The sequence below is a fragment of the Mangrovibacterium marinum genome, from assembly GCF_003046625.1.
Lineage (GTDB): Bacteria > Bacteroidota > Bacteroidia > Bacteroidales > Prolixibacteraceae > Mangrovibacterium > Mangrovibacterium marinum.
In genome coordinates, this window is record NZ_QAAD01000003.1 from 91,688 (window position 1) to 118,229 (window position 26,542).

Consider the following 26,542-nt stretch of genomic DNA (forward strand, 5'->3'; position numbering starts at 1 on the left):
TGTTTTTCACTCCTACTTTTGCGCAATTCGGATCTTTTGTCCTACCGGACGGGTTTTCATCTTTGGCTTGCCCCAAAGACGAAACAGAAAACGCAAGGCTTATTTTTATCTTCAGGTGTCAGCTCCCGAAAGCTAAGTTCAACCGGGTGATTTCCTTTCCGGCAGCTGCCGGATCGGAACTTCCCGGTTTCACTAAGCTTCCGGTTCGCCTCTCACCATCGATAAAAAGTAGGCCGGTCCCGCTCCGAGCGAGCTTCCGTCTTCTCTTAAATGCCTTCTGCTGTCTTCCACCACTTTCATTCCTGTTGGTGATTCCCTCCGAATCATGAAGGTTGTGTATAACCATCGTTCGGGTGATGCGCCTGCCTGCGGTAGGCCGGGTTTTCAACCGCATCGGCGATGCGTTGAATGGAGATTCAGCTTTAATCAGAAGCCAGAACTCATTTCATAGAAAACTGATATTGATGAGCGTTGATCCGATCCCGACTGCCTTTTCTATTTTACTCTTGATTAAAGAGCAACTTTGTCCTACCGGACGGGTTTTCATCTTTCAGCAATGGCTTATACCGATTAGCTTCAAAAGTGTCGCATCCGATCACTTCGTTCCGATGCTCCTTTTTCAGTCTATCGGCATTATACGGTCCTATTTCAGCGCATAAACTAGCCTTCAAAACGGTATAATTAGGGTAGCATCAAAGGCAACACGAAGATTCTCCCGTCCCGTACGGGACGGAATTTCGCCCCAGTTGTCGTTAAGCTACCCAAATTGCATCCCTCCGGGATTGCAGGAAGCTTATGGAGCGGTTGTGATGCTTGATAAAACCTGGTCAACCGCCTCCCGACTTTTTGGCATTGATCAAATGGCATTCTTATTCAGTGATGCGTTCTTTGCAATTTACCAGCTGCTTCTGGATTCCCCCGCTCTGCCCGCAGAGAGGGGACAGAATCGAATCAATCCGCCAGGATTGATTCAATTCAGGGGAGAGTTACTGCGAAATACGGGGCTATTTAGTGAAATCCGATGATTGCCAGTACTCCACGCTGCCGGTTGTTCAAGAGCCTCTGATGCTATCTGTTGGATGACAACCACGACAACGGGAAAACACAACACCCCGACAACTTGCATCCCTCCCTACATGATTAGCATCTTTTTTTTGTTTCGCTTCGTACGTTATTAATACCGACGAAAACAAATTCAATGTTGAACGACTAAATGGAAAGATCATGGCAAAAGTGAGTGTTTATCTAAACTTTAACGGTCAGGCTGAAGAAGCATTTGAGTTTTACAAAGAGGTATTTCAGACCGAATATCTCGATCCGATTGCCCGTTTTGCGGATGTTCCCGAGGAAGAGCATCTGCCCGAGCTATCGGAGGATGACAAAAATTTAGTCATGCACGTATCGCTACCAATCACCGGGGGATTTGTGCTGATGGGGTGCGATGCTCCTGCCTCCATGGGGATGCAGGCTGCTGTTGGCAACAATATTCACCTGAACCTGCAACCCGACAGCCGCGACGAAGCCGACCGCCTGTTTAATGCGCTGGCCGAGGGAGGAACCATAACCATGCCGCAGGCCGATATGTTTTGGGGTGCCTACTATGGCAGCCTGACCGACAAATACGGAATACACTGGATGATTAATTGTCACTGCTAAAGCCCAAACCATGGAAACAGCCCAACCAAAAACAAAAATAACGATCAGCACAACAATCAAGCGGCATCTAAACGAGGTGTGGCATCATTTCACCCATCCCGAATCCATTCAACAATGGAACCACGCGTCGGACAACTGGCATTGCCCCGCAGCGAAAATAGAATTAGCCGATGGCGGACATTTCTGCTATACAATGGCTGCTAAAGACGGGAGCATGCAGTTTTACCACGAAGGCCTGTTTACCGAAGTAACGCCCCGAAAACGGTTAAAATACGAAACAACCGACGGACGAAAAGTGTCGGTCTATTTTCAGGAGACCAATAAGCACACCACCGTGGTTGAAAGCTTCGAAACCGATTCGCTGAATCCCCCGGAGGTGCAGCAACAAGGTTGGCAGGCGATATTGGATTCTTTTAAACGGTTTATGGAAGAAACGACAGCCTCGTAGTTCGCCGGAGCTACCGTCCTAATACAGGCGCTATTGGCTGGTTAGCTCAATCAGCTTGGGGGCTACCCGCTCCAGGTTGATCCGGAAATCGGGCCTGGCAAGCGTCAGCGCAAAGCGCGGCATAACAGGAGCAAGCGCCGTACAGGGATTCTGAACCAAGGTTGTTCCTCCGAGCTGTTTAACCACCTTCAAGCCATCGGCGCCATCAGAATTAGCCCCCGTAAGGATCACACCAATTAAGGCTTGTTTATACACCCAGGCTGCCGACTCGAACAAAACATCGATGGACGGTCGCGAAAAGTTAAGCTTTTCGTCGGCAGATAACGAGAAGCAAAAGTTGTTCTCGATCAATAAATGGTAATTGGGTGGTGCAAAATAAACAAAGCCCGGACGCGCCGGTTCATTCATTTCAGCTTCCTTCACCGTTAAGGAACAGCTCCCGTTGAGATGGCTGATAAACGAATCGATGTTGCGATCGCCAATATGCAACACAACAATAACCGGCACCGGGAAGCTCTCGCCGAGCTGTGGCAGGATTGTACGCAGGGCATCCAGACCGCCAAAAGAAGTTCCGATAACAACGGCCTGATAGTTCAAATCAGTCTCTTTTTAAATATTCGCTGCTTTTCATCAATTGCAGTAAAGCGATCTTCGTACTTTGAAAAACGAATACTCTCTTTGCTGCCCAGGCATAACACGCCGGCAGGTGTCAGGCTCTCGTGAAACAAGCCCAAGACCTTATTCTGAAGGTCTTTTTCGAAATAGATCAGCACGTTGCGGCACAAAATCAGGTTTACCTCGGCAAAAACGCTGTCGGTAACCAGGTTGTGATCAGCAAAAACGATCCTGGCGGAAAGCTCTTTCTTAAACATCACCGAACCATACAGCGACTGATAGTAATCCGATAGTTTGCGGGTTCCCCCGGCTTGCCGGTAATTTTGTTCGTACTGCTCAATTTCCGATTTTTGGTACACAGCCTCTCTGGCAATATCCAGCACCTTGCCATTAAAGTCGGTTGCATACACCTGGCAACGATCCAACAAGCCCTCTTCCTGCAACAAAATAGCGAGCGAATACACTTCTTCGCCGGTTGAACAGCCGGCATGCCAGATTTTGATGAAGGTGTAGGTTCGCAGTTTAGGAATAACATTTTCGCGAAAAGAACGGTAAAACTCCGGATCGCGAAACATCTCGGTCACATTAATTGAAAGATCGTTCAGAAAGCCGCGAAAAAAATCAGCATCGCGCAACAGTCGGTCCAATAGTCCGATAACAGTTTCGATGCCGCTGATCTTTAATCGGCTTAACACGCGCCGGCGAACATGAGCCTTACTGTACTCCCTGAAGTCGTAGCCATATTTCTGATAGACGCCTTCCAGCAACAAGCCGATCTCGATATCGAGCAAACGGCTGTTCTGATCGTCATAGTAGCTGTTCATCGGTAACCGGATTTGGTTCAGTCAAGCCATTGGCAGCTTCCTGCAAAATGGCAATCAGTTCATTTTCAGGAAATGGTTTGCTCATAAAGTTATTCATTCCCGCCTCCATACAAGCTCTGCGATCTTCGGGCTGCGAACTGGCAGTAACGGCGGCAATATAAACCGGTGTACTTTCCCGGTTTTCCTTCTCGTGTCGCCGAATTAGCCGGCATGCCTCCAAGCCGTCGAGCTCCGGCATTTGCATATCCATCAACACGACATCGTAGCCATTCTGCCGGCACATCTCAACAGCCTGACGACCATTGCCGGCAATATCGCAACTATATCCCAGTTGTTTTAGTTGAAGTACAGATACCTTCTGATTTATTTTATTGTCCTCAGCCAGCAATATGCGAAGCTCTGCCGGCACACTGCAGGTATCTGTTGGCCGCGCTTCCTGCTGGCTTGCGAGTTTGAGGGGAATACGAAACCAAAACTCCGCCCCCTGCCCCAGTTGGCTGTTAACACCTATTTCACCATTCATCAGGCTCACCAGGTTTTGCGAGATGGCCAAGCCCAATCCGGTTCCGCCGTATTCGCGCGAAATGGACGCCTCGGACTGCGAAAATTCTTTAAACAACATCGCCTTACCTTCGTCGGATATTCCGATTCCCGTGTCGACAACGCGGAAAAGCAGGCGTACCATATCTTCGTAAGTATCAAGCAAACGAACCATGATCCGCACTTTCCCCTGTGGCGTAAACTTAATGGCATTATTAACCAGGTTCAACAGTATTTGATTAATCCGCAGGGGATCGCCACATAATACAGCCGGCACATCGGGCTCAATGACATACTGAAAATTAATCCCCTGTTCATCGGCTTTAAACTTCATCAGCTGAAACACATTATCAATCATCTCTTTTAAATCGAAACTGATGGTCTCCAGCTGAATCTGGCCGGATTCAATTTTCGAGAAGTCGAGAATGTCGTTAATGATGTTCATCAAATTATCGCCCGAGTTACAGATGATGTTGAGCATTTCCTGTTGCTCATCGTTCAAAGGCGATTTTTGCAGCAGCTTCGTCAGCCCGATCACTCCATTGAGCGGGGTGCGTATTTCGTGCGACATATTGGCTAAAAACATGGCCTTGGTTCGGGTGGCCTCCTCCGCCTTTTCCTTCGCTATTTTCAGATTTACATTCACCTGTTCCATCTCGGTCAGCAACTGGTTAAGCTGTACCCGCTGCATGTACAGATCGAGAAACACCCGGACCTTTCCTCTCAAAATATTCGGGATAATTGGCTTGGGGATGAAGTCAACAGCGCCGGTTTCAATTCCTTTAATGATATGCAGATCGCTTTGATGAATAGCCGAAACAAAGACAACCGGCAAATAACGCGTCTTTTTACGCTGACGCATCATTTCAAGCGTTTCGTAACCGTTCATTCCGGGCATCTGTACATCGAGAATCACCAGGGCAAACTCGTCCTTCAGGCTTCGCTTTAAGGCTTCCTCGCCCGAGGTAGCCCGCACAATATCAATATCGAAGTCGTCCAGAACAGCTTCCAGGCTAATCAGGTTTTCAATCAGGTCGTCAACAATCAGTATTTTGGGTCTCATGAAATATCTCTCTTTTTCGAATCGATCGAATTGGTTCAACAGCATAGTCATTCTTGCTCAAAAAAAGGAAATTGCCTAGTTACGATACAGCCAGATTTTGAGCATGGAGAACAGTTTTTCTTCATTCAAGGGTTTCGACAAATAGTCGTTTGCGCCGTTTTTCAAGGCATTCTCCTTGTCTTCTTTCATCGCTTTTGCCGTCAGACAAATAACCGGAATTTGCTGAATGCCGGGGGTATGGCGAATAATACGCATGGCTTCGTAACCATCCATAACGGGCATCATTACATCCATCAGCACCAGATCGATATCCGGCTTACTTTGAAGTAAATCGACAGCTACCTGTCCGTTTTCGGCCTCGTACACTTCCATGTCGCGTTCTTCCAGCATCTGTCCCAAGGCAAATACATTTCGGATATCATCATCGACAATCAGAATCTTCTTGCCTTTAAACAACGATTCGTCAGAGGCAATCGCGGTTTTGTTTATCGAAGCGGGTATTGTTTTCGACAGTTGATGCAGAAACAAGGTTAGCTCGTCCATCAAGCGCTCATCCGACTTCATTCCTTTCAAAATAATCGTATCCGTAAAGCCGGTCAATTCTTTAATTTCCTCGGAGCTGATGTCCTTCCCGGTATAAATAAATACCTTGGGAATCGGAATCCCGTTAGCTCTTAATTTCTGCAACAATTCCTTTCCTGAATAATCCGGAAGGCCTAAATCGAGCACAATACAGTCGAATTTTTCCCGACATAACAACTGATAGGCTTCCTGGGCCATCTGTACTTCCGCAATTTCCAGCTGCAGCTCATTAAGCATCGTTTTTATCACCGTCCTGGTCAGTGAGTTGTCTTCAACAAGCAGCATCTTTTTCATGGTGGTCGGGAAAGGATTCTCCATTGCGCTTAGAGCATCCGAAACACTGATGGTCTCAACGGTAGGAAGCTCCGAATAGTTGTCGGTCTCGCTGTAGTCGATTGGTGTGATCAAATGCACCGGCAGCTTACTTGTGAGTCGATGTTGTTTCAACTTCTGGTAGCCGGGCGATTCGGCTCGGGCATATTCTACCGCCAGCAAAATGGCTTTAGGCTGATATTTTTCCGCCAGCAAAATACCATCGTCAATATTGCCCGCGACAATGGCACTGTAGGCTTTGGCCCGGGCCTGCTGCATAAATTTGCGGGCTTGTTGTTTCGAAGGGTGAATAACCAGGATCGTTTTACCATCGGGTTGTTTATCGCGGTCATCTTCAATAAAGGGAACCAACACCGGTTCGGGCTGTTGCTGCGCTGGTTCATGATGGTCGTTTGGCGCTGTTGAATCGTCCGCCGTACTGATGCTGCTGGCCAGCGGCTGCTCATCGGTAAGCGCTTTGTCGACTGGCAGATACACATAGAAGGTTGACCCCTTGTTCACTTGACTTTCGAGTTGTATTTCGCCACCCAACAAGCGGATCAACTCGCGCGAGATCGATAAGCCCAGTCCGGTACCGCCAAATTTTCGGGAAATACTGCCATCGGCTTGCTGAAAGGCCTCGAAGATCGCTTCCAGCTTTTCTGCCGGAATACCAATACCGGTATCGGCAATCCTGATACAACAGCTATTCGCGCTGTTGAAATCACTGTTGTTAAAAATCGTCCCGCTTGCTGTTGGCAACATGTCGACGGTAATTTTTCCGCTGCTGGTAAACTTGAAGGCATTGGACAGTAAATTTTTCACAATCTGCATCAGCCGATAGCGGTCGGTCTTGAGCCTGGCGGGGAATGACGGATCGACCTGTACCTCAAAGGCCAGTTGCTTTTCGGCGGCCATAGCATTGAAGCTCATCAAGATCTCGTCCTTCAGGTCTGTTGCCGAAACAGGGGCAAACACAACAGTCATCTTTCCGGCTTCAATCTTGGAAAGATCCAGCACTTCGTTGATCAGTTGTAACAGATCAGTTCCGCTTTTGTGAATAATTTTTGCCGACTGCACCTGGTCGCCTGTCAGGTTCCCCTTTTTATTGGTTGCCAGCATGTTCGAGAGAATCAACAAACTATTCAACGGAGTGCGCAGTTCGTGCGACATATTAGCCAGAAACTCCGACTTGTACTGACTGGCCAGATGCAATTCCTTCGCTTTAATTTCGAGTGCCTGGTGAGCCTCGGTCAGCTCGGTATTCTTTGTACTGATATCTTCTTTTTGAATTTCAAGCTGGCGGCTTCGTTCTTCCAGCTCTTCATTGGTTACCCGCAGTTCTTCCTGCTGTACCTGTAACTTTTTCTCGTTCTCGGTGAGTACTTTGGTGTGCTCAACCAACTCTTCGTTGGCCACCCGCAGTTCTTCCTGCTGCACTTGCAACTCGCTGGCCTGCTGTTGTGTTTTCTCAAGCAGTTCCTGCGTTTTCATCAAACTGCTGACTGAGTTCAGTTTAATGCCAATAATTTCAGTTGCATATCTGAAAAACTGCATTTCAATTTCGGAGAATCGGCTCAGCGAAGCCAGCTCGACAACACCAATCAGTGTTTGATTGTAAATCAAGGGAACGATAACGATCTGGCGAGGCTTGTATTCGCCCGACGACGAAAACGTCTGATAGCTCTCGTCGGGAAGATCGTGCAACACGACCATTTCGCGCGAGTGGGCCACCTGCCCGATAATGCCTTCGTTCAGGCGAATGCTCTTATTCAACTTTTTAGGATCGAAACCGGACGAGCTCAGTAAACGCAAACATTTCCGATCGGGCTCGTACAAATGCACACTGCCCAACTGGGCATGCAAACGTTCCATCAAAAAAGAAATTGCGAACTGACCAATCTCCTCGTAAGTTTGATGATTGCTTAATTTTTCATTTAAGCTATTGATACCGGATTTTAACCAGTCTTCCTGCTCATTTCGCTCCGATGTTGCTTGCAATGTTGCAACCATTTTATTGAGTGAAATGCTCATCTCGTCCTTGGGGGACTTGGGAACAATTTGGCTGCTGTAGTCGCCATCGGCAACCTTTTGGGTATAGGCAATTACCTGCCGAAAGCCCTCCTGAATCTGCCGGAAAGAATTTGCCAGCTCGCCAATTTCATTATCTGCCTGAATAGAAAGCTTACCGGTTAGGTCGCCTTTGGCAATCAAACCAAACTGCTCAACCATATCTCGAATAGGCTCCGAAATGGACCGGGAAATGCGAATAGAGATGGAACCGTTGGTTAGCACCAATAAAAATACCACCAGCAATATACCACCAAACAGAAACCGGTTAATCAAGGTATTGAGATCTTCAATGGCCTGAGCAAACTCACCATATAAACCCCGCATTTGAGCCAAATCGGCATTTATGTTTTGAATAATGACGCCGTTGGTATCGTTTTTATACGCTAAAACCTTTTCCAGGATCGACTGCCCCAGCTCGCTAACCTGCAAGGCATACTGCTGTGCCTCGGCCAGTCGTGCCGGCTTTAGCCACATAAGCAGTTTTAACCGGCTGCCCATTAAGGCAGCATCGGCACGATCGCCATTAAGAGCTGGTTGGAAAACATCTAACAGCTTATCCTCAAATTCGGAATCGGATAGATTGGCAAATTGATCAATAGTCCCGAAACTATATGCCATCTGGTTGGCAAGTTCCATCTGAGTGATCGCTTTGTGGAGCCATTGTTCGTCTCCGCTAAGCTGATAACTAAAAAAATCTTCTACACCTTCATGGAAAATATTATTATGTACCCGTTCTGTGTTAATAATTAAGCTTAACGCCTTACCGGTATTGTAGAAGTAGTTTGACACATATCCGAGTATAAGCAAGCTAAAAAACGCCAGAAGACTTAAAAGACGAAGTTTATTTCGAATTTTAGAATTAAAAAACCTTAACATAGATCAACCATTATTACTAGTGCTCCAAAAATAGAAAATGTATTGCAAGAAATGCTATGTACAGCCAGGTTTCATCGACGAAACAGATTAATAAAACGACAAAACCAGCACATACGATTGTCTATCTGGTTATATACAAAAGGTATAAATGTGTTTATTTTTTTCTGTAAACATCGTTTCGGGTGATGTACCTGCCTGCGGTAGGCAGGGTTTCCAACCGCATCTGGAGTGCTTTAGGGACGGCTCCCGTCGCCCCGCTCTGCCCGCAGAGCGGGGACAGAATTAAATCAATCCGCCAGGATTGGTTCAATTCAGGAGAGAGTTACAAAGGGCTGCTGGTATGCACGTTGAAAGTTCCTTCCACGGCGTTTCAGTGCCTGTTTTTTTCTCTCCTACTCTTGCTCAATGAGCAACTTTGTCCTACCGGACGGGTTTTCATTTTTCAGCAATGGCTTTAGCCATGCAATACCGATTAGCTTCAAAAGTGTCACATCCTATCACTTCGTTCCAATGCTCCTTTTTCAGTCTATCGGCATTATACGGTCCTATTTCAGCGCATAAATTAGCCTTCAAAACGGTATAATTGGGGTAGCACCAAAGACAATACGAAGATTCTCCCGTCCCGTACGGGACGGAATTTCGCCCCTGTTGTCGTTAAGCTACCCAAATAGCATCCCTCCGGGATTGCAGGAAGCTTTTCGTTTGATTTCGGCCTAGATAAAACCAGGCCAACCGGGTTCCGACTTTTTGGCATTGATCGAACCTATTCTTGCTCGGTGATGGCCTTTTCGCAATCTACCAGCTGCTTCTGGATTCCCCCACTCTGCCCGCAGAGAGGGGACAGAATTAAATTAATCCGCCAGGATTGGTTCAATTCAGGGGAGCGTTACAGAGGGCTGCTGGTATGTACTTTGAAAGTTCCTTCCACGGCGTTTCAGTGCCTGCTTTTTTCTCTCCTACTCTTGCTCAATGAGCAACTTTGTCCTACCGGACGGGTTTTCATTTTTCAGCAATGGCTTTAGCCATGCAATACCGATTAGCTTCAAAAGTGTCACATCCTATCACTTCGTTCCAATGCTCCTTTTTCAGTCTATCGGCATTATACGGTCCTATTTCAGCGCATAAATTAGCCTTCAAAACGGTATAATTGGGGTAGCACCAAAGACAATACGAAGATTCTCCCGTCCCGTACGGGACGGAATTTCGCCCCTGTTGTCGTTAAGCTACCCAAATAGCATCCCTCCGGGATTGCAGGAAGCTTTTCCTTCGATTTCGGCCTAGATAAAACCAGGCCAACTAACTCCCGACTTTTTGGCATTGATCGAACCTCATTGTTATGCGTTGATGGTGTTTGGGATGACAACTACGATAACTATAACAACTAAGACAACCACGACAACCACGACAACCGTGACAACCCGACAACCTGTGACAACTACGACAACAGGAAAACACGACAACTTGAGACAACTACGATAACTATAACAACAAAGACTACCACGACAACTTGAGACACCTAATCGTGTGGCTTTAGGTCGGTTTTGGATGATAACCGGATTGACTAAATAAACATCGAAGGTTTTAAAGGCTGGCCTGAAATGGTTGGGGGTTAAAGCCCAATAGCGCGGAACGAAGCCGAAATAGTCCGAAGCAGACCTGAACAAGCCGGAGGCCAGCCTGAATTGGGGTGGATGTAACTTATCGGATCATGAATTGAGCTGATTCTTGCAATAAACCGCAATTGGCTTGCGAGTATCGTCCTGGTCGGAGAGATCGTTGGACTTATGCAGAATTGAGTTGGGCTGCTTTATAGCCTCAGGCAAAGGCTAATAATGCTATTATCTACTAAACAACTTAAGCACGAGCGGCAAGCACGCATTTTAGTCATTCAAGCGACCAAAGCATTTTAAATAATGAACCAGATGAAGTCTGTTGGTCAGATGCAGACAACGGAGTAAGCCATTGATGGTATTATCAATGGTACTTTTAGAACAATGACGAATTTCGGCGGCCTCCTTACTGACTTTTCCCATCATCAGGAGCTCCAAGATAGCACAACGGCAGTCCGAAAACTCCGGCATACTTCCTTCGCCATCCTTAAACAAAACACGTTGCCGGCTGTCGGTTTCGTAAAAACAACGCAGCGGAGGACTGTAGCTGCAATTGGTGCTGATACGATGGAAAAGCACCAAACATCCCCCTTCGGGCCATCCCTTTACCGATGGCAAAAATACCAGATGACACATTAACCGAAGATATTCGTTATCGGTATTTTTCAAACAAGCATCAACTGTTAACTGATATTTTGAATAGTGGTTATCGGGTAACTTCTCCAAGAACTGCGACACCTGATCGATGCTATCTTTTACAAAACGGCGATCGTTTCCATTTAGCTGATCATAGAAAAAGGAAGAGGCTGGCTGCTGATGAAAATCGGGCCCTAAAAATCCGGCAAAAGGTTGGGCTAATCTGGAACGATAAGTCAAAAAACGCTGACTCGCGCGGTCAACAAGACCAATTTCGCCATCGACATTCCGTTTTACGAGATCTGCAATTGAGGACCGGAAACAGGACGTTCGGCTATTGTCGGCACTGGTGTAAATAAACTCCAATTTGTTCTGATTTTTATACATTTTTATAGCGTTTTTATCCGATTCGGAAACAACAGTCTTCGCCTGTTAAACAGACAAAGCTTTATTCTTTCATTTTCCCTTTCACGCCATACTTAACATACAAACTCCATTCAATCGCTGGCAATAATCAACTACACCAGCATTTTCTTCTTAGCACACTTTACGTACGGAAACTAAATCCTGCATTCCTCAACAAATATACAAATAGCTCATTTACCGATCACTAGTTATTTTTAACTATTTCACGCAATTAATAAAACCTCTAATTTTATTCAATCAAGTTAAGCTTAAATAAACAGAAAAACAATTCACGAACAACAAAACTTAACAAAATGGGAAACACAACACGAATACCAAGAGCAATCAGTCGGTTTGACACTTATTTGGAGAATGCAACACGCTACCTGCAAGCAGGCAGTCCGGAAACCAATGCCAGCCGCTTGTCGATACAGGAAGAAGAGGTAACAACGCTAAATGGCTATTACGCCGAGTGGTCGCCCCTGTATCTATTATACAGCGATAAAAAGAACAGCCGCACAACAGCTGTAACAGAACAGTTGCATCTGATTATTGAAAAGACAGTCGACTACGACCATCAGCAACATTTGCTCGATCGCATTGCCTCGTCGCCCAATGTTACCGTAACCGACCTGGATACCTTTAATATTAAAGGCAGCCTGCTGGCAAAAACCAAACGTACCAAACCAAGCAAAGCCATTACAGAGCTGGTATTGCCGGATATTAGCCAGCGGGGAGGTGGTGAACTGGCCATTAAATGCCGGAACTCGGAGGGAGGACGTGCAGCGATACTGAAAGAAGCCAACTGCGTAGAATACCGCTATCGGGTTGACGAACAAGCACCCACATCGGTGAACAACGAAGGACTAAACACCGGAATCTCGACCAAAGCCAGTTTTACGCTTTCGTTGGGTGCTGAAAACAGTGCGAAATATGCCTATCTCTATTTTCGCTGGTACAATACCAAATATCCGAACCTGGCTGGTCCGTGGAGCAGCTTGCATAGTGTGCTTATCTTATAGCACAAATCAGTGAGCCTTAGGCTCACTATTCATCCAGCACCAAGGCATCGCTATAAATAGCACATCCCAAGGCTCCCATAATCTGGGGTTGTTCGGGCACTAAAACCGGTTGCTTCAATACTTCTTCCATCAATATTTTTAAGGCTGTACTTTTAGCAGCACCTCCGGCAAAGGCAATATCGCCCTGCAAGCCCACACGCTTCATGATGGCCATTGACTTTTTAATCACCGAATGGTAGATTCCCCGGGCCACCCGTGCCCGATCTTCTCCTTTGGCCAGCATGGATACGATCTCGGATTCGGCAAACACGGCACACATACTGTTGATGGATGCCGAATCGGCCGCTTGCAAGGCCTCGGTGCCAAACTCGTCCAGGTTATAGCGCAATGCCATGGCCATGATCTCCAGAAAACGCCCCGTGCCGGCAGCACATTTGTCATTCATCTCGAACTTACGCACCCGCCCCTTTTCGTCAATTGAAATGGCCTTGGTATCCTGTCCGCCAATATCCAGGATGGTGCGGGCAGTGGGCAGCGCCTGGTTAATGCCCAGCGAAAAGGCTTTAATCTCGCTAATTACTTCCGACCGGTAGTGATCGGCAAACAGATGCCGCCCGTAACCGGTAGCTGTGATGTTGTCGTAGCTAAGTCCTTCCAATAACGCATGGCAAGTTTCCATCGGGTTAAAGGTATTGTCGACAACTTTGGAGAAAATCATTTCCCGGTTCTCCAGCAAAACCACTTTAATGGTTCTTGAACCAATATCGATACCTGCAGAAATCATGAATTTATTTTTAGCTAAAAGATGATGCCGGCCCGCAAGCCGGCATCATTATCTGTTTTATGGTTTGTTCTCGCCAAATTGCACGGCAACTTGTGTCGATTACGACTTGATGCGTTCAATGAAGGCTTCAACCCGTGTTTTTAATTGTCCCATATCCTCCTGGCTGTAGTCGGTATCGACCGACAACACGGGAATGCCCTCTTTTTCGAGGTTCTTTTCAACTGACATGGCCTCGATCTGGTAAGGCTGACAGAACTGGATGCTGTAGTGCAAAACACCATCGGCCTTATATTTTTTAACCATCTCCTTAATGTGGTCGTATCGCTTTTTATTGGGCGTAAAAACAGCACAGTCGATCTCGAAATAGCGATCAACAATTTTATCGAGCAATTCATCAACCGTATTTGCGCCATCATCTGTCAAATTCCGGAACCCTCGTTCGCCGGTACACATTTCCTCGCCTACCATAATGGCTCCCGAGTTTTCAATAACGCCGGGCACCTTCCAGTTGGGAACAGCCATGGGGCATCCGCTAAGTAAAATACGCGGTGCATCTTTCGGGAATACGCCCTCGCCGTTTGCAATTCGTTGTTCCAGCTCATCGCAAATGGCATTGATCGATGCTGTAAAACGCTCGGGATTGTCGTAGAAATAAACCTGGTTAGCCAGCAATACATCGAGCCCTGAAATAGGCACCGGGTTGGCAGCACGCAGTTCGGCCAGACGGTGCATAGCCTTGCGCTTGTTGTTAACCGTTTCAATTCCTTTCTTCAGGTTTTCAACAGTCAACTCAACGCCTGTCAGCTCTTCCAGCTTTGCAGCAAATTTCAGGTATTCTGCTTTCAGCAAAGCTTTGCCGGCTTCCGACTTGGTTTGCGGAAGATCCATTACATATAAGTTACCGACCAGGTCGCCATAGGACTCGAAGGCCTTTTTCTTACCGTCGCAGGTGTTTTCGCCAACAATTAAATCGGTTGCTTCAATATACGGACAAACTTTAGCCAGTTTAAATCCAAAAGCCGACTTGATTAATGAGCAGGTATTTCGTGGAATGTATTCTTCGGCGGCTTCAAACCCAAGTTCTGCTCCGGCGCACAGGCCAACACAAACGGCGTTTAAAGCCAGCACGATCTCTTCGGGTACAAAAACGCAAAAAGTACCGATTACCTTTCGGCCTTCGGCTTTGGCATCAAGCAATTCGCGAATGCGCAAGCCATGAATTTCGCTTACCACAAAATCGAAATACTCCATTCCCTTCGGACGATTTTTTTGCGATAAAAACATTTCCTGGTAAGTTTTACCCACCAAATCCAATACAGCATCGTGGGTTTGCTGATCGAGCCCCAAGCTCGTCCACATTTCTTTATAATCCGACATTTGTTAATTAATTTTGGGTGTATTTTTTTTGTTGACTTCTAAAAACGGGAGCCATGGTTGTTGGCTATTGTGCCAATCAGGCACCATAGAACCAGACCCAGCAATACCGATTTGCATTTTAACTTGCCCCAATAAAGCAATCCTACACTTATTGGTAATCAAACACCTGACACAACACCGCTGTCCTATTTCAGGATGTAAATCAGGCAGCAAAACGGTCCAACTTTCCGCACAAAACGCCTACCGGATCGTACGTTAGTTTGTTGCTTGTGCAAAGGTAAATGTTTTGAGAGCCGCCCAAGCTTTTCCCGGGAAAAATAAACCGGGAAAATTGCAATCTGGTTTTGTTTTTGGGCTTATGCCAAAGCGATGAACGATCTGCCGACAAAAAAACAAAAGGTGCTCTCCATGACGGACAACACCTTTTACAAAACCATTTAAAAAAAATTATAAATCTATGCTAATTCAACAAGTGAATTTCATCTTTAATATCGGGTAGAACGTCAACATCCTTATCGGTTAAGGTATACCCGGCCATATTTAGTTGAACATTTTTGGTTGTTGTACCACCAATTTTAAAAAGCTTGTCGGCTCCGGTTGTTTTGAATGCATCGAAAGTCATATCCTGGCTATTGGAAAGGACCGCAGCCACACCGTTTTCCTCCAGCTGAAGCGCCACATTGGTAAAGTCAATTTTCGAGGCATAGTTAATGGCAATTCCCTGATTGGCTTTAATCAACATATCCCGGAACTGAATATTCTCGACCGGCATTTCGGGAATACCAACAATTTTCACCGCTTGGTTGGCACCGTCGCAATAAATGTTTTTGAAATACATATTGCGGAAAGCAGGGGTCTCATCCGACACAGGAGCCGATTTGATGATCAGGTCGCCGGTGATCGGATCTTCCGATGGTGATTTGCCCGCATAAAACAGGTTGAAACGAATGGCTTCGGTTGGGATGTTACTCATGCGGATATCTTCCATCCAGATATTCTCCACGACCCCACCGCGGCCACGGGTGCTTTTAAAGCGCAAGCCACAGTCGGTACCAATGAACGTGAGGTTCTTCGCGTACAGGTTTCGCACGCCGCCCGACATTTCGCTGCCCAGCACAAAACCACCATGTCCGTGATAAACCACACAGTCTTTAATCACAAACAACTCGGTTGGCTTAGCGCGCTGACGGCCTTGTTCATCTTTTCCGGATTTTATACAGATGGCATCGTCGCCCACGTCGAAGCTGCAATTTTCGACTAGACCAATGCGGCAGGATTCCAGATCGAGCCCGTCGCCGTTTTGCGAAAACCAGGGATTACGGATGTTCAGGTTCCGAAGTGTCAGGTGCTCGCACATCAGCGGGTTTACGTTCCAGGCCGGCGAGTTTTGGAAAGTCACTCCTTCCAGCAATACCTTTCGGCAGCTAACCAGGCTCACCATCACCGGGCGCAGGTAGCGTTTGAAAGGCTCCATATTTTCGATGGTCCACTTCTTGGGTAGTTTGTCCTTCTGCTCGTTACCAATCATCGATGCTTCCGAGGGATACCATTTGCGGCCATCCACCACAACACCTCCGGAGTTCACAAAGCCCTTCCATTGGTTAGCAGTCAGTTTTTCTATCTTCACCTGGCGCCATTTACTGCCATCGCCATCGAAGATTCCCTGTCCGGTAATGGCTATGTTTTCCAAGTCGCGCCCCATAATGGGCGATTCGCAACGAATTTCGCTTAAGCCTTCGAAGTAAGAATCAATCAGTTTATACTGGCTCAGGTCGGCTGTAAACTGAATGTAAGCCCCGTTGGCCGTATGCAGGTTCACATTGCTCTGCATATAAATTGGTCCGGTAGTCCACAATCCGGCCGGAATGAGCACCACACCACCACCGGCTTGCGAGCATTTTGTGATAGCCGTATTGATGGCCTCCGTTGCCAGGCTGTGATCGTTGGCAACAGCACCAAAATCCAGAATATTGAAGGTGTCGGCCTTGAAAGTGGGCTGCTGAATCTCCGGCATCTCAAACGGCAGGTTCAACCCAGCCGTCGCCGAAACTTCGGGCTGAACCGGCGCTTTGGGCTGGCAGGCTACCAAAGCCGTCAACAGCAGGCTCATCGTTATAGAACAAAATTGTTTTTTCATAAGAATCGTGTATTGCATTTTTATATCGTCATTGACTTTTACTCGTCATTCCGTGCCTGTCAATTAGTTCGCTGTGTTCGTCATTTAATGGTCATTTTCAGGCTAAGCAGCTTTACTCGCTCAGCGCGGACTGACAACTGAACGACTACTCCCCCGGATTCCAGTTGTCGGCTCCGCTATTGCTGCGGCTTGAGGTGTTGAAAATATGGGCTATGGTATACGCTTTTGCCTGCTTCTTGCTTAGCTGGTGCGACCAGCCAACCCGTGACGAAACCCGTGCTCCCGGCCCTTCGCTTTGGTACTCGGCATAGTAAGCTGTTTGATCACGCTTTGTTTTCGACCAGTTCGACCAGCCCTGGGGCAAAATGTGATCGCCCAAATGACAGTTAAGGTAAACCACCTTGGCATAATCGCGCCACGGACGGCCCAGGAAACATTTCGATACTCCCTCGTCAGCGGTCAGCGTACAATTCAGAAACACATAACCAAAAGGCTGAATCTCGGCTGTGCTGGCCGCCGTAACATACGAATCACTCTTGCTGTTGATGGTACATCCGTCGAAAATGGCAATTGCCTCACCGAAAATAAAATCGGTAGTTCCTTCCACAAAACAGTTTTTGTAATACTGACGGCTTCCCTCGCCTGCTGCATAAAGCGTATCCTGATGACCCAAAATGCGGCAATTGCGGAACTGGCACCGGTCGCCTTCAACGTGCAGGGCCACCGCTTGCCCAACGGGACCGGCCGTATTGGCAATGGTTAAATCTTCGGCGGTAAAATCGTTCCCCTCCACCTTCAAGGTATAGGTATGAAAGGTGCTGTTTCGGCCAAGGCCTATTTTATCAAAATAATCGTCGTAAGTAATGATGGTTTCCTTTGCCCCCTCACCTTTCAACGTCAGCTTGTTGTTCCAGGAGTACACGCGTACTTTCTCTTTGTACACGCCTTTCTTAATGTGAATAAGAATTGGCTTGTCGGGGAAAGCCTTAGTGGCATTAATGGCTTCCTGGATGGTTGTATAGTCGCCACTGCCATCTTTCGCAACGGTCATTTCATATTTTACATCGGCATTGCTGCTTGCCCACAGCCCGCAAACGGCTACGCACAGCAGCATGATTTTCTTAACAAATACCATAATCTATTTTTTCAAAGTTAATTCCGTTAATCCTTTAAACACCAGGGCAGCAACTGCTCTGGCTCCTTCGGGCTGAAAGTGCGTATTGTCGTGCTGCCCGTCGGGATAGGCTTCGTACAACCCGGCCGGCAGGTTCATGAAATACTTTTCCGCAACCTTCTGGCGGCCAACCTGCGAGAACAATTCGGCCGAAGTTGTCGTCAAGTCGATCAGATAAACATTCAGCTCTTCGGCCACTTCTTTCATGGCTCCCGGATACTCGCCGTGAATTGTTGGCTGCAAAACACCTTCGTCGCTCCACGGATAGTTGCGCGATACCGGCGTAATCAGCACGGGGGTTCCTCCCTTTTCGCGGGTCTGCGCAATAAAAAGGCGTAAAAACTCTTTATAGCCTTCAATGTTGACATAGCGCTCAGGCTTGCTTTCGGCGGCATCGTTATGGCCAAACTGCATCAGCACAAAATCGCCTGGCTGCATTTCATCGTAAACAGCCCGCCAACGCCCTTCCTGGAAGAATGTGCGGGTACTGCGTCCTCCCTTGGCGCGGTCGTCAACCAGCACCGAGTCGGCCGAAATGATGGCCACTTTCGCTAAACTATCTTTGGTCATCAACGGTTGAAACACTTGTCCCCATCCGGTAATCGGATAGCGTTTGCTTTGGTAATCATCGTCCTGCGTATAATCAGCCACGGTTGAGTCGCCAATCAGATAAACCTTTGCGGGGCGCTTATCTTCGTCCTGAGTTTGGGGTTGACAGGCTACAGCCAGCAACACCAAAACAACAGCCAGTAATTTTCGATTCATCATCCTTGCGCTTTTTCTATAATTCAGGAATCCAGTCGCTGTCGAAAGCCGGCGATACCGACTGTGCTCCAAAGATATTTTTTAAGTTGTACTGTTTCGCTTGCTCGTCGGTTAACTGATGCGACCAGGCAGCACGGGCATCGGCATTAGCTCCCGGTCCTGTACTTTTATATTCGGCATAGAAAGCTGTTTGTTCGTTGCTCTCCTTGCCCCAGTTATTCCAGCCTTCCGGCTTAATTTGTTTGTCCAGATAACAGTTCAGGTACACTACATTGGAATATGGGCGCCATGGACGGCCCAGGTAAAAGGTATTTTCATCGGCATTGCCGGTGATGGCGCAATTCAGAAATACAAAGCCATATTTATTGGTTTCCAGGGTCGAAGCCGCCGTTACATAGCCCGAGGTCTTGCAGAAGATCTCGCAATGATCGAACACAGCAATCGACCAGCCAAAAATAAAGTCGACAGTTCCCTCGATGTAACAATTTTTATAGTACTGCCGGCTTCGGTCGCCCTGCGGGTAAAGGGTATCCTGATTGCCCAGAAAACGGCAGTTGTTGAAAATGATTCTATCGCCCGTTACGCGCACAGCAACCGCCTGACCTACCGGGCCGGCTGAGTTTTCGAAGGTGATATTCTCGGCTTTAAAGTCGTCGCCGAAGATGTAGAAGCCCGACGAACCGGTTGTTCCTTTTTCCTCGCCGAAGCTATTTTTCTTTTGGGCATAGTCGTCGTAGGTGATGATGGTTTTCAGCATGTCCTCGCCAACGAAGCGAACCATGCGTTTGCTGGTTGGCAGAACCAGTTTCTCTTTGTAAGTTCCGTTTTTGATCAAAATGACCGTTTCATTTTTCCGGAAATCAGGTACGGCGTTAATGGCTTCCTGAATGGTTGCGAAGTCGCCCTCACCGGATTGGTCTACGATAAAATCGGCATTGACCGGCTTAGCCTCAACCAGCAGGCAAGCCATTACTGCGAAAAATAATGTTTGTAATCTTTTCATTTGGGGGGATAATATTCGCCTGTTTTCAACTCAAGTTATTTCTTTTCAACTAATTCGTTTAAATAAACCTCCAGGTTTGTAAAAGTGGCCGACAACTGGTAAGCCGAACCATCGGCCGCATCGTCGAAATTTAAACCTTTTTTTCTTTCCCAGGCATCCGGCATGCCATCACCATCGGTATCTTTAGGCGCCGGTGTCGACCTTAAGGCGGGATAGCCCCCCACATCGTTCTGCGAATCGATGATGCCGGGCAGATTAGCCCGTGAGCCCCGGTAGGTTGCCGTTCCGGTTTCAACTTCTTTTACAATGCGCCGATCAACAGCATCGCGCACCAGGCTGGCACCGCTGCCCCGCAGTACCGATTGATAAGCTTGCACGGCAGTTTCGTGTTCAATGGGGCTAAACGGAAATGGCTTGTCTGATTTCACGTTCTGCACCACGGCACCTTTATTCAGATCGACGCCGCCATTCCAGTTATCGTTGGTTACCTGCTCGTCGCCAAACATGACATTACCGGCAATGTAAAACTCCCCGAAAGGCAAATCGTCGTGCGCCCGAAAAACATTAAAAATACGATGCGACACCTTTTCGGGCGTTGCCGGCCCGGGCTTGTAATAGTTGGCAACAATGTTCTGACGGGCCTTTTCGCCGGCATAGCTGCTATTTACTTTCCAGTTGTAGATGACATTATTGCGGAAATCGACCAAATCGGTCCAGGGCACATCATAACGCGATCCATTGAAACGTGGGTTGCGGCTCGAGTTATGGGCAAACAGGTTGTGATGAAATGAAGCCTGCTCGCCACCCCATATACCGCCATAGCCATGAGCCCCTTTGTGGTGTACCGAATTGTTCAGCGCTTCGGAAATGATGCACCATTGTACGGTTGCCTGGTGCATTTCGTAGAGTGAGGCGCACTCGTCGGTTGCCCAGCTGAAGCTGCAATGGTCAACCATAATATTCTTTGGTCCGCGTATGGTCATGGCGTCTCCCTCCACTTTGTTTTGATCGCCCAAACGAAAACGCATATAGCGAATAATCACATTGTCGGCCTCAATGACCACCGGATAACCGCCCACGCATATTCCATCGCCCGGAGCCGTTTGCCCGGCCAGCGTACAATTGCCATGGTGAACCCGCAATTCCGAATTGAGCATGATTGTTCCCGAAACGCGAAACACAATGGTTCGCTGCTCTTCGCTTTCGACCGCTGCCCGCAAACTGCCATCGCCCGAATCGTTCAGGTTGGTCACTGCAATCACACGCCCTCCCCGTCCTCCGGTCGTATATTTTCCATAACCTTCGGCGCCGGGAAAAGCAATTTGTCTATCGGTTGGCTGATCGCCTGTCTGCCCGGATGCCTGCCCGGCAAGGCCGAACAAGAGCGTCAACAGGATCCCGCAAAAACGTGTATGTAGTCGATTCATTTTTTTGGTTTGTTAGTTGACCGTAAAGGTATCATCACCATCATTGAATCGGGGGCGTCATTTTGCTGCATCAAGGGTGATAAAATGACAAAAAGAGGGTGTAAGGGAATTTGAGCTGCGGATGAATTGTTATCATACCGATTCGCAATTGAACTGAGCGTCAATTTCGTTACAGGCTTCAATCCGCCACTTTTGGCTATCGGCATTAATGGTTCTAATTTCAATCTCTCGCTTTATGCTCAGGCTGAAAAAGAATTGGAATAAAATCGCATAAGCTAAAGCTTAATCTTCCGATTTGCTGTTTTGCATTTAAAACCGGGCGCTGATCCTGTTAATACCGAAAAGCAATCCCGTATTATGCGATAGAAATCTGCGATGAGCGATTCCACACACAATACGGGATTGAAAAAACAGAAGGCTTATCGGCTATTCCTGGCTATCCTCTTCTCCGGACATATTAGCCAGATCATACTTCACATAATAGTCACCATTCATTATTTTTGTTCGGATATCTCCCTGTTCGTATATCGGGTATTTAGGAGCTACACGATCTCCGATAATTGCCGGGTCGTTATAGCGTTCGGCCATTCTTACCATCATACCATAAGCCCTTCCTTCTCCGGCAAACTCCATGAGCATATCATCCAGTAAGGCGAGGTCATAAATTTTTTGTCTTTCTTCCTCGGTAATTCGGTAAACAGGATCGGTAGGCATGGGTAACTCAACGGCATCCACGCCCAAACAACCTCGTATTCCGGTGTCAGGCGTAACGTTACGGCCAATCCAGATATCCCATCTCATATCGTCCCAGCCCAATGTTCTGTCAATCGTATTTGAGGGGAAAAGATTTGACAATCCATTATTCAGAATCGTCTCACATTCCCTCCAATTTCCCAAATGGTTAAGCGCTTCGGCCAACATATAATGAAGGTCAAAAGAGCTGTACAATTGAATTGGGGGGTCGCTTTGATATACGGATGTTCTGCCTCCCCGGTCGCCGGTAAACTTCGAGAAGTGATCGTCATCATTTCTAAAGAACGTTGTCGTCCTTAAACTTCCGGAACCACTCTCATTAAATTTTTCGCGCCCGTACACGGATGGTTTTAACAAATATTCGGCACCCCCGCCTTCGGAGAAGCAGTTAATTAAACCATTGGTCTGATTTTTTTCATAATCGTAAAAAACCGTACTGACCGGCATGTATTCGGTAAAACTATTGCGCGAAAAAAACCGGGGATAGGTATTGCTCGTCATATTTCCCATCCGCCAACGACGGTTGCTGGTATTGAACTCGGCGTATAACATCGACAACATGGCCTCTTTCACCCACTCGTAATCGCCATCAGCGCCTCTGGCCAGACAAAGTTCCGAGCGAAGACATTTGTAATCGGGCGTTATAAACTGCCACAGCGCATATTCCGAATTGGTTGGGTCTTCGGGGTCTAACCAGGCTCCCCAATCAATGTCAAGATGGTCAACACTGTCCAATATTTCGATACATTTATTGACAATATCCTTGTAAGTCGTCAGATAAACGAATGTCGATCCATCCTGCAAGTCTATGATTTTGGTCAGTGGATCGTCGAAATAGTAGGCTTCACCATAAATCCGGGCCAGCGCAAAATAAGTCCATGCTTTTACTCTGATCGCTCCTGCCATCAAGGCCTCAAAATCGACTTCGCCCTGCTCGTCCATTGAATCCTGAACTCTTTCTTTATACTCTTTCATCTTGTAAATAAAATCATTACAAGCAATAATAAGCGTATAATATTTGGTTGGATCAGCATAGGGATTATTACTTAAATCCTCGTAGTTATATACATCCCATAATTCAGTCGAAGCATTTACGGTTGGTTCCAGTAGATCGGCTCTCGTATCGGTAAGGTATATGGCTTGATCGGCAACATTCTGCAAGGCCGATATGATTCCCAAATACCCGTAATACATCTCATTTTGGGTCTTAATGTAGTCTTCGTCTTTTAAAATAGTGTCCGGATCGGTGTCGAAGAAATCACTACAGGATACCATTGACATATACAGAGCTAACAAAACCGATACAGTACACAAAAAACCTGATTTTATATTCGCTTTTATCATTTTCTTAGAATTTCAAGTTAACACCTATTTTCGCTGTTCTCGGAAGTACCACCTTGGCATAATCCACGCCCTGCAGCATCTCGCTGTGGGAGTAGGAAAATTCAGGATCTAAACCAAGATATTTGGTCCATGTAAACAGGTTCTCTGCCGTCACATAAATTTGTCCGGCTTGGAAGAAACCGAGTATCGATTGATCAAAGTCGTAGTTTAAGGTAACATTCTTCAACTTCAGATAGGAAGCTTGTTCAACCCATCGTGAAGAGAAATTTGTGTTTCCGAGGGGATCTCCGTAACTGGCACGAGGCATATCGGTTACTTGTCCTTCATAGCGCCATCTGTTGGCAACAGCCACCGAGCCGTTATAGAAATTACTCATTGACTCGTTTGAGCGTCGTACTGCATTGTAAGCATCGTTCCCCACGGAGTATACAAAGTCCACCGATAACGAGAAGTTTTTGTATTTCACAGTCGAGTAGAATCCGCCGAAGTAATCAGGTGCCGCGGAACCAATGATCTGCTTGTCATTATTGTCAATAACATGGTCGCCATCAACATCTTCAAAATGCACATCACCGGCACCAAAATAATCGCCCTTTCTGTTACTTAAATTGGCTTCGGTAGCTGCTTCCGACGTGCTAAATATTCCCTTCTGTTTGTACCCGTAGAAACTGTATGGGTTTTCGCCAACCTTGGTAATGATTTGCGCTCCGTCGTCCAGGGTTGTGATCATACTTTCGGCATCCCCCAGCGATTTAACCTTAGCCATATTCTTGGCGATATTACCACCAACACTCCACTCAAAGTTATTCGCCCGGATCAGTGAAGCATTAAAGGAAAGTTCGACTCCCCGGTTACTGATAACAGCCGTATTATCCAGGAAACTGTCGGTTCCATAAACCGCTGATGTAGGCTGAGCAATAATGACATCGGATGTTTTGGCATCGTAATAGTTCACCATCAAATCGAATCGGTTTCGCAGAAGGGCCAGGTCCAATTCAACATTAAACTGTTCAGTTTGCTCATAACCCAATTTGGTATTGGGAATACCGGAACGAACCAGCCCCGACATTTGCATAACCTGAACACTGCTGTAATAATTTTTACCATAGTTGGATGAAAACATGCTATTTCCGGTCACGCTATATTCAACACCCAGATTCATGCGATTTAAAAATGATGAGTTCAGAAGCGATTTGAAATTCTTAGGCATGAATGTAAGGCCTACCGATGGATACAATTCGATTTTGGAGGCGTCGGTTCCTGCGGATGAAGCTCTGTCGACAGCCAGGTTTACCGAGCCTTTGAGCAAATCATTCCACACGTAATCGGCGTGTGCATAGCAGTTCATCCACCGCCACTCATCGATATAACCCATAAATATCCGGGTGTAATCGCTGGTTACATAGTCGAGTGTTTTATAAAAATCGGAAGCCGTGTTGTAGCCCTGTCCGGCATCATACTCAACATCCAGGGTATAGATTTTCACCCCGCCGTAAACATTTAACGAATGCTTATCGCCTAATACCGGCCGGTAATTGGCGTTTAGGTTGTAGTACATATTTTTTGTATCGCCAACTGCCGAACGCACAATGTTTCGGGCCCGGCCATAGTCCGATTCGACTACAGTATTTGAAGTACGCCCGGGGACGAAGATACTCTCCTGCTTATAGTTGTACATTAAACCGATGATCCCTGACAAATCCAGATTTTTGGTCAAAGCATAGTTCAGTTTCACCTTCAAATTAACGTCGTAAGACCGATTGGATGCCGAAAGCGTATTCACCAAAGCCAGGGGATTACTCACCCCGTAATGTTGCTCGGCGTAATCGTTCAGCAGGCTGTTGTCGGCCATTTTCTTATACGGGCTCAATACCGGAGACTGTCGGTAAGCAGCAAGTGCCGGGTTGGTGGCATAAAGCATACCTTGCTCCTGCATATCTCCTGTCAAATAGGCCAGGCGCACAATACCGTCCATTTCCAGCTTACGGGTAATCATCATTTTAGCCCCAATCTGGGTGTGATACCGGTTGATGTTTGTATTGTCCATAACTCCGCCATCCCCCATGTAGCCAAGTGACAAGTCGTATTTAGCAACTGCATCGCCACCGTTTACCCGGATAACATTATCGGTTACAAAAGAGGGTGAGTAGATCAAGTCCTGCCAATCGGTATTATTATTATACAGATAGTTGTAATAATAGTCCGGATCGTCGCGAAGGAAAGGGTAATTGGAAAGGATGGAGTTCATATTATCGTAACGATCCATGCCCAGGTCTGAGATATAGCCTTTATAATCGTCAACCCCCATCATCGGAATCCGTTTACTGTTCCAATTCACCCCGTACTGACCTGAAAAGGTGATCTTGGTATCCATGTTCTCACTATCTGATCCCGTGGTTTCAATCAGGATAACACCATTGGATCCCAGCGATCCGTACAGCGCTGCTTCTCCACCTTTGAGTACCGTAATATTCCGGATACTACTGGCATCGATGGAATTTAAAAGTCCGGCCGAATAACCGCCGATTATGGGAGAATCTTCGCTGTCGGGCATATAGGGAACCCCGTTTAATACGATCAAAGGCATATTCTTACCCACGAACGACCGCACGCCTCGCAAGTTCAAATAAGCTCCTTCGCCCGGCATTCCACTCTTCCGCACGACGCGAAGTCCTGCGAACTCGCCCTGCAGATTATTGTCCACATAGCTGCTTTTACCAAAGTCCTTATTTTCCTTATTCACGGAGAAAGAAGGCCGAACATACAGCTCGTCGCGAAAGTAGGGATGAGGATTCAATACCGACTCGGTGTATTCTATTTTGTCCTTCGAAATCAAGGTCAATTCCAATTCTGTTCTTCCCTTTAAGGGTTGAACCTGATTATAAAATCCGGCTGCGGAAACGCTTATATTCTCGTCGGTATTTGCCACCGTTAGCTCAAATTCACCGGACTCGTTTGTATAGGTCTTCTCGCCTGTTACCCCAATAATCGCATTTTCCACGGGATGTTGGTCAGCGTCTAAAACGCGTCCCTTTACAACGGTGCTTTGTGCTGAGATCTCACAAACGATAAACAAAAATATAGCTGATAAGATTGTTTTAACAATTTCCATATTC

18 protein-coding genes are annotated in these 26,542 nt (G+C 46.9%); 3 read left to right on the forward strand and 15 right to left on the reverse strand.

The window, feature by feature from the left end:
• Positions 1-192: 192 nt before the first annotated feature.
• Complete coding sequence (locus C8N47_RS18970; protein ID WP_281257088.1) at positions 193-327, reverse strand: hypothetical protein; 135 nt, start codon at positions 325-327, stop codon at positions 193-195.
• An 897-nt stretch (positions 328-1,224) separates the two neighbouring features.
• On the opposite strand from C8N47_RS18970, the gene C8N47_RS03685 reads away from it, so the two are divergent.
• Positions 1,225-1,656: a VOC family protein gene (locus C8N47_RS03685; protein WP_107821171.1), complete on the forward strand. Its 432-nt coding sequence runs from the start codon at positions 1,225-1,227 to the stop codon at positions 1,654-1,656.
• 10 nt (positions 1,657-1,666) lie between these two features.
• The gene (locus C8N47_RS03690; RefSeq protein ID WP_107821172.1) at positions 1,667-2,104 is read left to right on the forward strand and encodes an SRPBCC domain-containing protein; all 438 of its coding nucleotides are present in this window, start codon (positions 1,667-1,669) and stop codon (positions 2,102-2,104) included.
• A gap of 30 nt (positions 2,105-2,134) precedes the next feature.
• Here C8N47_RS03690 and C8N47_RS03695 read toward each other — a convergent pair whose 3' ends face one another.
• From C8N47_RS03695 to C8N47_RS03720, 5 genes are all read right to left on the reverse strand, one after another.
• Positions 2,135-2,701, reverse strand: coding sequence for a chemotaxis protein CheB (locus C8N47_RS03695; protein ID WP_107821173.1), 567 nt, complete (start codon positions 2,699-2,701; stop codon positions 2,135-2,137).
• On the reverse strand, positions 2,698-3,543 hold the full coding sequence (locus tag C8N47_RS03700) for a CheR family methyltransferase (RefSeq protein ID WP_107821174.1): 846 nt from the start codon (positions 3,541-3,543) through the stop codon (positions 2,698-2,700). The genes C8N47_RS03695 and C8N47_RS03700 overlap by 4 nt, the downstream gene beginning before the upstream one ends.
• Entirely contained in the window at positions 3,527-5,146 is a 1,620-nt protein-coding gene (locus tag C8N47_RS03705; protein ID WP_170111271.1) for a response regulator, read from the reverse strand. The genes C8N47_RS03700 and C8N47_RS03705 overlap by 17 nt, the downstream gene beginning before the upstream one ends.
• A gap of 75 nt (positions 5,147-5,221) precedes the next feature.
• A complete protein-coding gene (locus tag C8N47_RS03710) occupies positions 5,222-8,902 on the reverse strand; it encodes a response regulator (protein ID WP_170111272.1) in 3,681 nt (1,226 codons plus the stop codon).
• A gap of 1,967 nt (positions 8,903-10,869) precedes the next feature.
• Positions 10,870-11,622, reverse strand: a complete 753-nt coding sequence (locus tag C8N47_RS03720; protein WP_107821178.1) for a helix-turn-helix transcriptional regulator — start codon at positions 11,620-11,622, stop codon at positions 10,870-10,872.
• Between the two features lie 332 nt (positions 11,623-11,954).
• Here C8N47_RS03720 and C8N47_RS03725 point away from each other — a divergent pair, with 332 nt between their 5' ends.
• Positions 11,955-12,662: a hypothetical protein gene (locus tag C8N47_RS03725; RefSeq protein ID WP_146161422.1), complete on the forward strand. Its 708-nt coding sequence runs from the start codon at positions 11,955-11,957 to the stop codon at positions 12,660-12,662.
• 25 nt (positions 12,663-12,687) lie between these two features.
• On the opposite strand, the gene C8N47_RS03730 is transcribed toward C8N47_RS03725, so the two are convergent.
• From C8N47_RS03730 to C8N47_RS03775, 9 genes are all read right to left on the reverse strand, one after another.
• Positions 12,688-13,446 (reverse strand): acyl-CoA dehydratase activase, encoded by a 759-nt coding sequence (locus tag C8N47_RS03730; RefSeq protein WP_107821180.1) that lies wholly within the window; start codon positions 13,444-13,446, stop codon positions 12,688-12,690.
• Positions 13,447-13,545: 99 nt separating this feature from the next.
• A complete protein-coding gene (locus C8N47_RS03735; RefSeq protein WP_107821181.1) occupies positions 13,546-14,823 on the reverse strand; it encodes a double-cubane-cluster-containing anaerobic reductase in 1,278 nt (425 codons plus the stop codon).
• Positions 14,824-15,283: 460 nt separating this feature from the next.
• Entirely contained in the window at positions 15,284-16,960 is a 1,677-nt protein-coding gene (locus C8N47_RS03745; RefSeq protein ID WP_107821183.1) for a glycoside hydrolase family 28 protein, read from the reverse strand.
• Between the two features lie 145 nt (positions 16,961-17,105).
• Positions 17,106-18,095 (reverse strand): pectinesterase family protein, encoded by a 990-nt coding sequence (locus tag C8N47_RS03750; RefSeq protein WP_107821184.1) that lies wholly within the window; start codon positions 18,093-18,095, stop codon positions 17,106-17,108.
• A 3-nt stretch (positions 18,096-18,098) separates the two neighbouring features.
• Entirely contained in the window at positions 18,099-18,902 is an 804-nt protein-coding gene (locus C8N47_RS03755; protein ID WP_211316029.1) for a rhamnogalacturonan acetylesterase, read from the reverse strand.
• 13 nt (positions 18,903-18,915) lie between these two features.
• Positions 18,916-19,902: a pectinesterase family protein gene (locus tag C8N47_RS03760; RefSeq protein WP_107821185.1), complete on the reverse strand. Its 987-nt coding sequence runs from the start codon at positions 19,900-19,902 to the stop codon at positions 18,916-18,918.
• Between the two features lie 35 nt (positions 19,903-19,937).
• Complete coding sequence (locus C8N47_RS03765; protein WP_107821186.1) at positions 19,938-21,329, reverse strand: pectate lyase family protein; 1,392 nt, start codon at positions 21,327-21,329, stop codon at positions 19,938-19,940.
• A 426-nt stretch (positions 21,330-21,755) separates the two neighbouring features.
• The gene (locus tag C8N47_RS03770; protein ID WP_107821187.1) at positions 21,756-23,426 is read right to left on the reverse strand and encodes a RagB/SusD family nutrient uptake outer membrane protein; all 1,671 of its coding nucleotides are present in this window, start codon (positions 23,424-23,426) and stop codon (positions 21,756-21,758) included.
• A gap of 4 nt (positions 23,427-23,430) precedes the next feature.
• Entirely contained in the window at positions 23,431-26,538 is a 3,108-nt protein-coding gene (locus C8N47_RS03775; protein ID WP_107821188.1) for a SusC/RagA family TonB-linked outer membrane protein, read from the reverse strand.
• Positions 26,539-26,542 lie beyond the last annotated feature (4 nt).

Coding starts and splice junctions, on each gene's coding strand:
- C8N47_RS18970 (WP_281257088.1), bottom strand. CDS start 327: ATGATTCGGAGGGAATCACCAACAGGAATGAAAGTGGTGGAAGACAGC.
- C8N47_RS03685 (WP_107821171.1), top strand. CDS start 1,225: ATGGCAAAAGTGAGTGTTTATCTAAACTTTAACGGTCAGGCTGAAGAA.
- C8N47_RS03690 (WP_107821172.1), top strand. CDS start 1,667: ATGGAAACAGCCCAACCAAAAACAAAAATAACGATCAGCACAACAATC.
- C8N47_RS03700 (WP_107821174.1), bottom strand. CDS start 3,543: ATGAACAGCTACTATGACGATCAGAACAGCCGTTTGCTCGATATCGAG.
- C8N47_RS03705 (WP_170111271.1), bottom strand. CDS start 5,146: ATGAGACCCAAAATACTGATTGTTGACGACCTGATTGAAAACCTGATT.
- C8N47_RS03720 (WP_107821178.1), bottom strand. CDS start 11,622: ATGTATAAAAATCAGAACAAATTGGAGTTTATTTACACCAGTGCCGAC.
- C8N47_RS03725 (WP_146161422.1), top strand. CDS start 11,955: ATGGGAAACACAACACGAATACCAAGAGCAATCAGTCGGTTTGACACT.
- C8N47_RS03730 (WP_107821180.1), bottom strand. CDS start 13,446: ATGATTTCTGCAGGTATCGATATTGGTTCAAGAACCATTAAAGTGGTT.
- C8N47_RS03735 (WP_107821181.1), bottom strand. CDS start 14,823: ATGTCGGATTATAAAGAAATGTGGACGAGCTTGGGGCTCGATCAGCAA.
- C8N47_RS03745 (WP_107821183.1), bottom strand. CDS start 16,960: ATGAAAAAACAATTTTGTTCTATAACGATGAGCCTGCTGTTGACGGCT.
- C8N47_RS03750 (WP_107821184.1), bottom strand. CDS start 18,095: ATGGTATTTGTTAAGAAAATCATGCTGCTGTGCGTAGCCGTTTGCGGG.
- C8N47_RS03755 (WP_211316029.1), bottom strand. CDS start 18,902: ATGATGAATCGAAAATTACTGGCTGTTGTTTTGGTGTTGCTGGCTGTA.
- C8N47_RS03760 (WP_107821185.1), bottom strand. CDS start 19,902: ATGAAAAGATTACAAACATTATTTTTCGCAGTAATGGCTTGCCTGCTG.
- C8N47_RS03765 (WP_107821186.1), bottom strand. CDS start 21,329: ATGAATCGACTACATACACGTTTTTGCGGGATCCTGTTGACGCTCTTG.
- C8N47_RS03770 (WP_107821187.1), bottom strand. CDS start 23,426: ATGATAAAAGCGAATATAAAATCAGGTTTTTTGTGTACTGTATCGGTT.
- C8N47_RS03775 (WP_107821188.1), bottom strand. CDS start 26,538: ATGGAAATTGTTAAAACAATCTTATCAGCTATATTTTTGTTTATCGTT.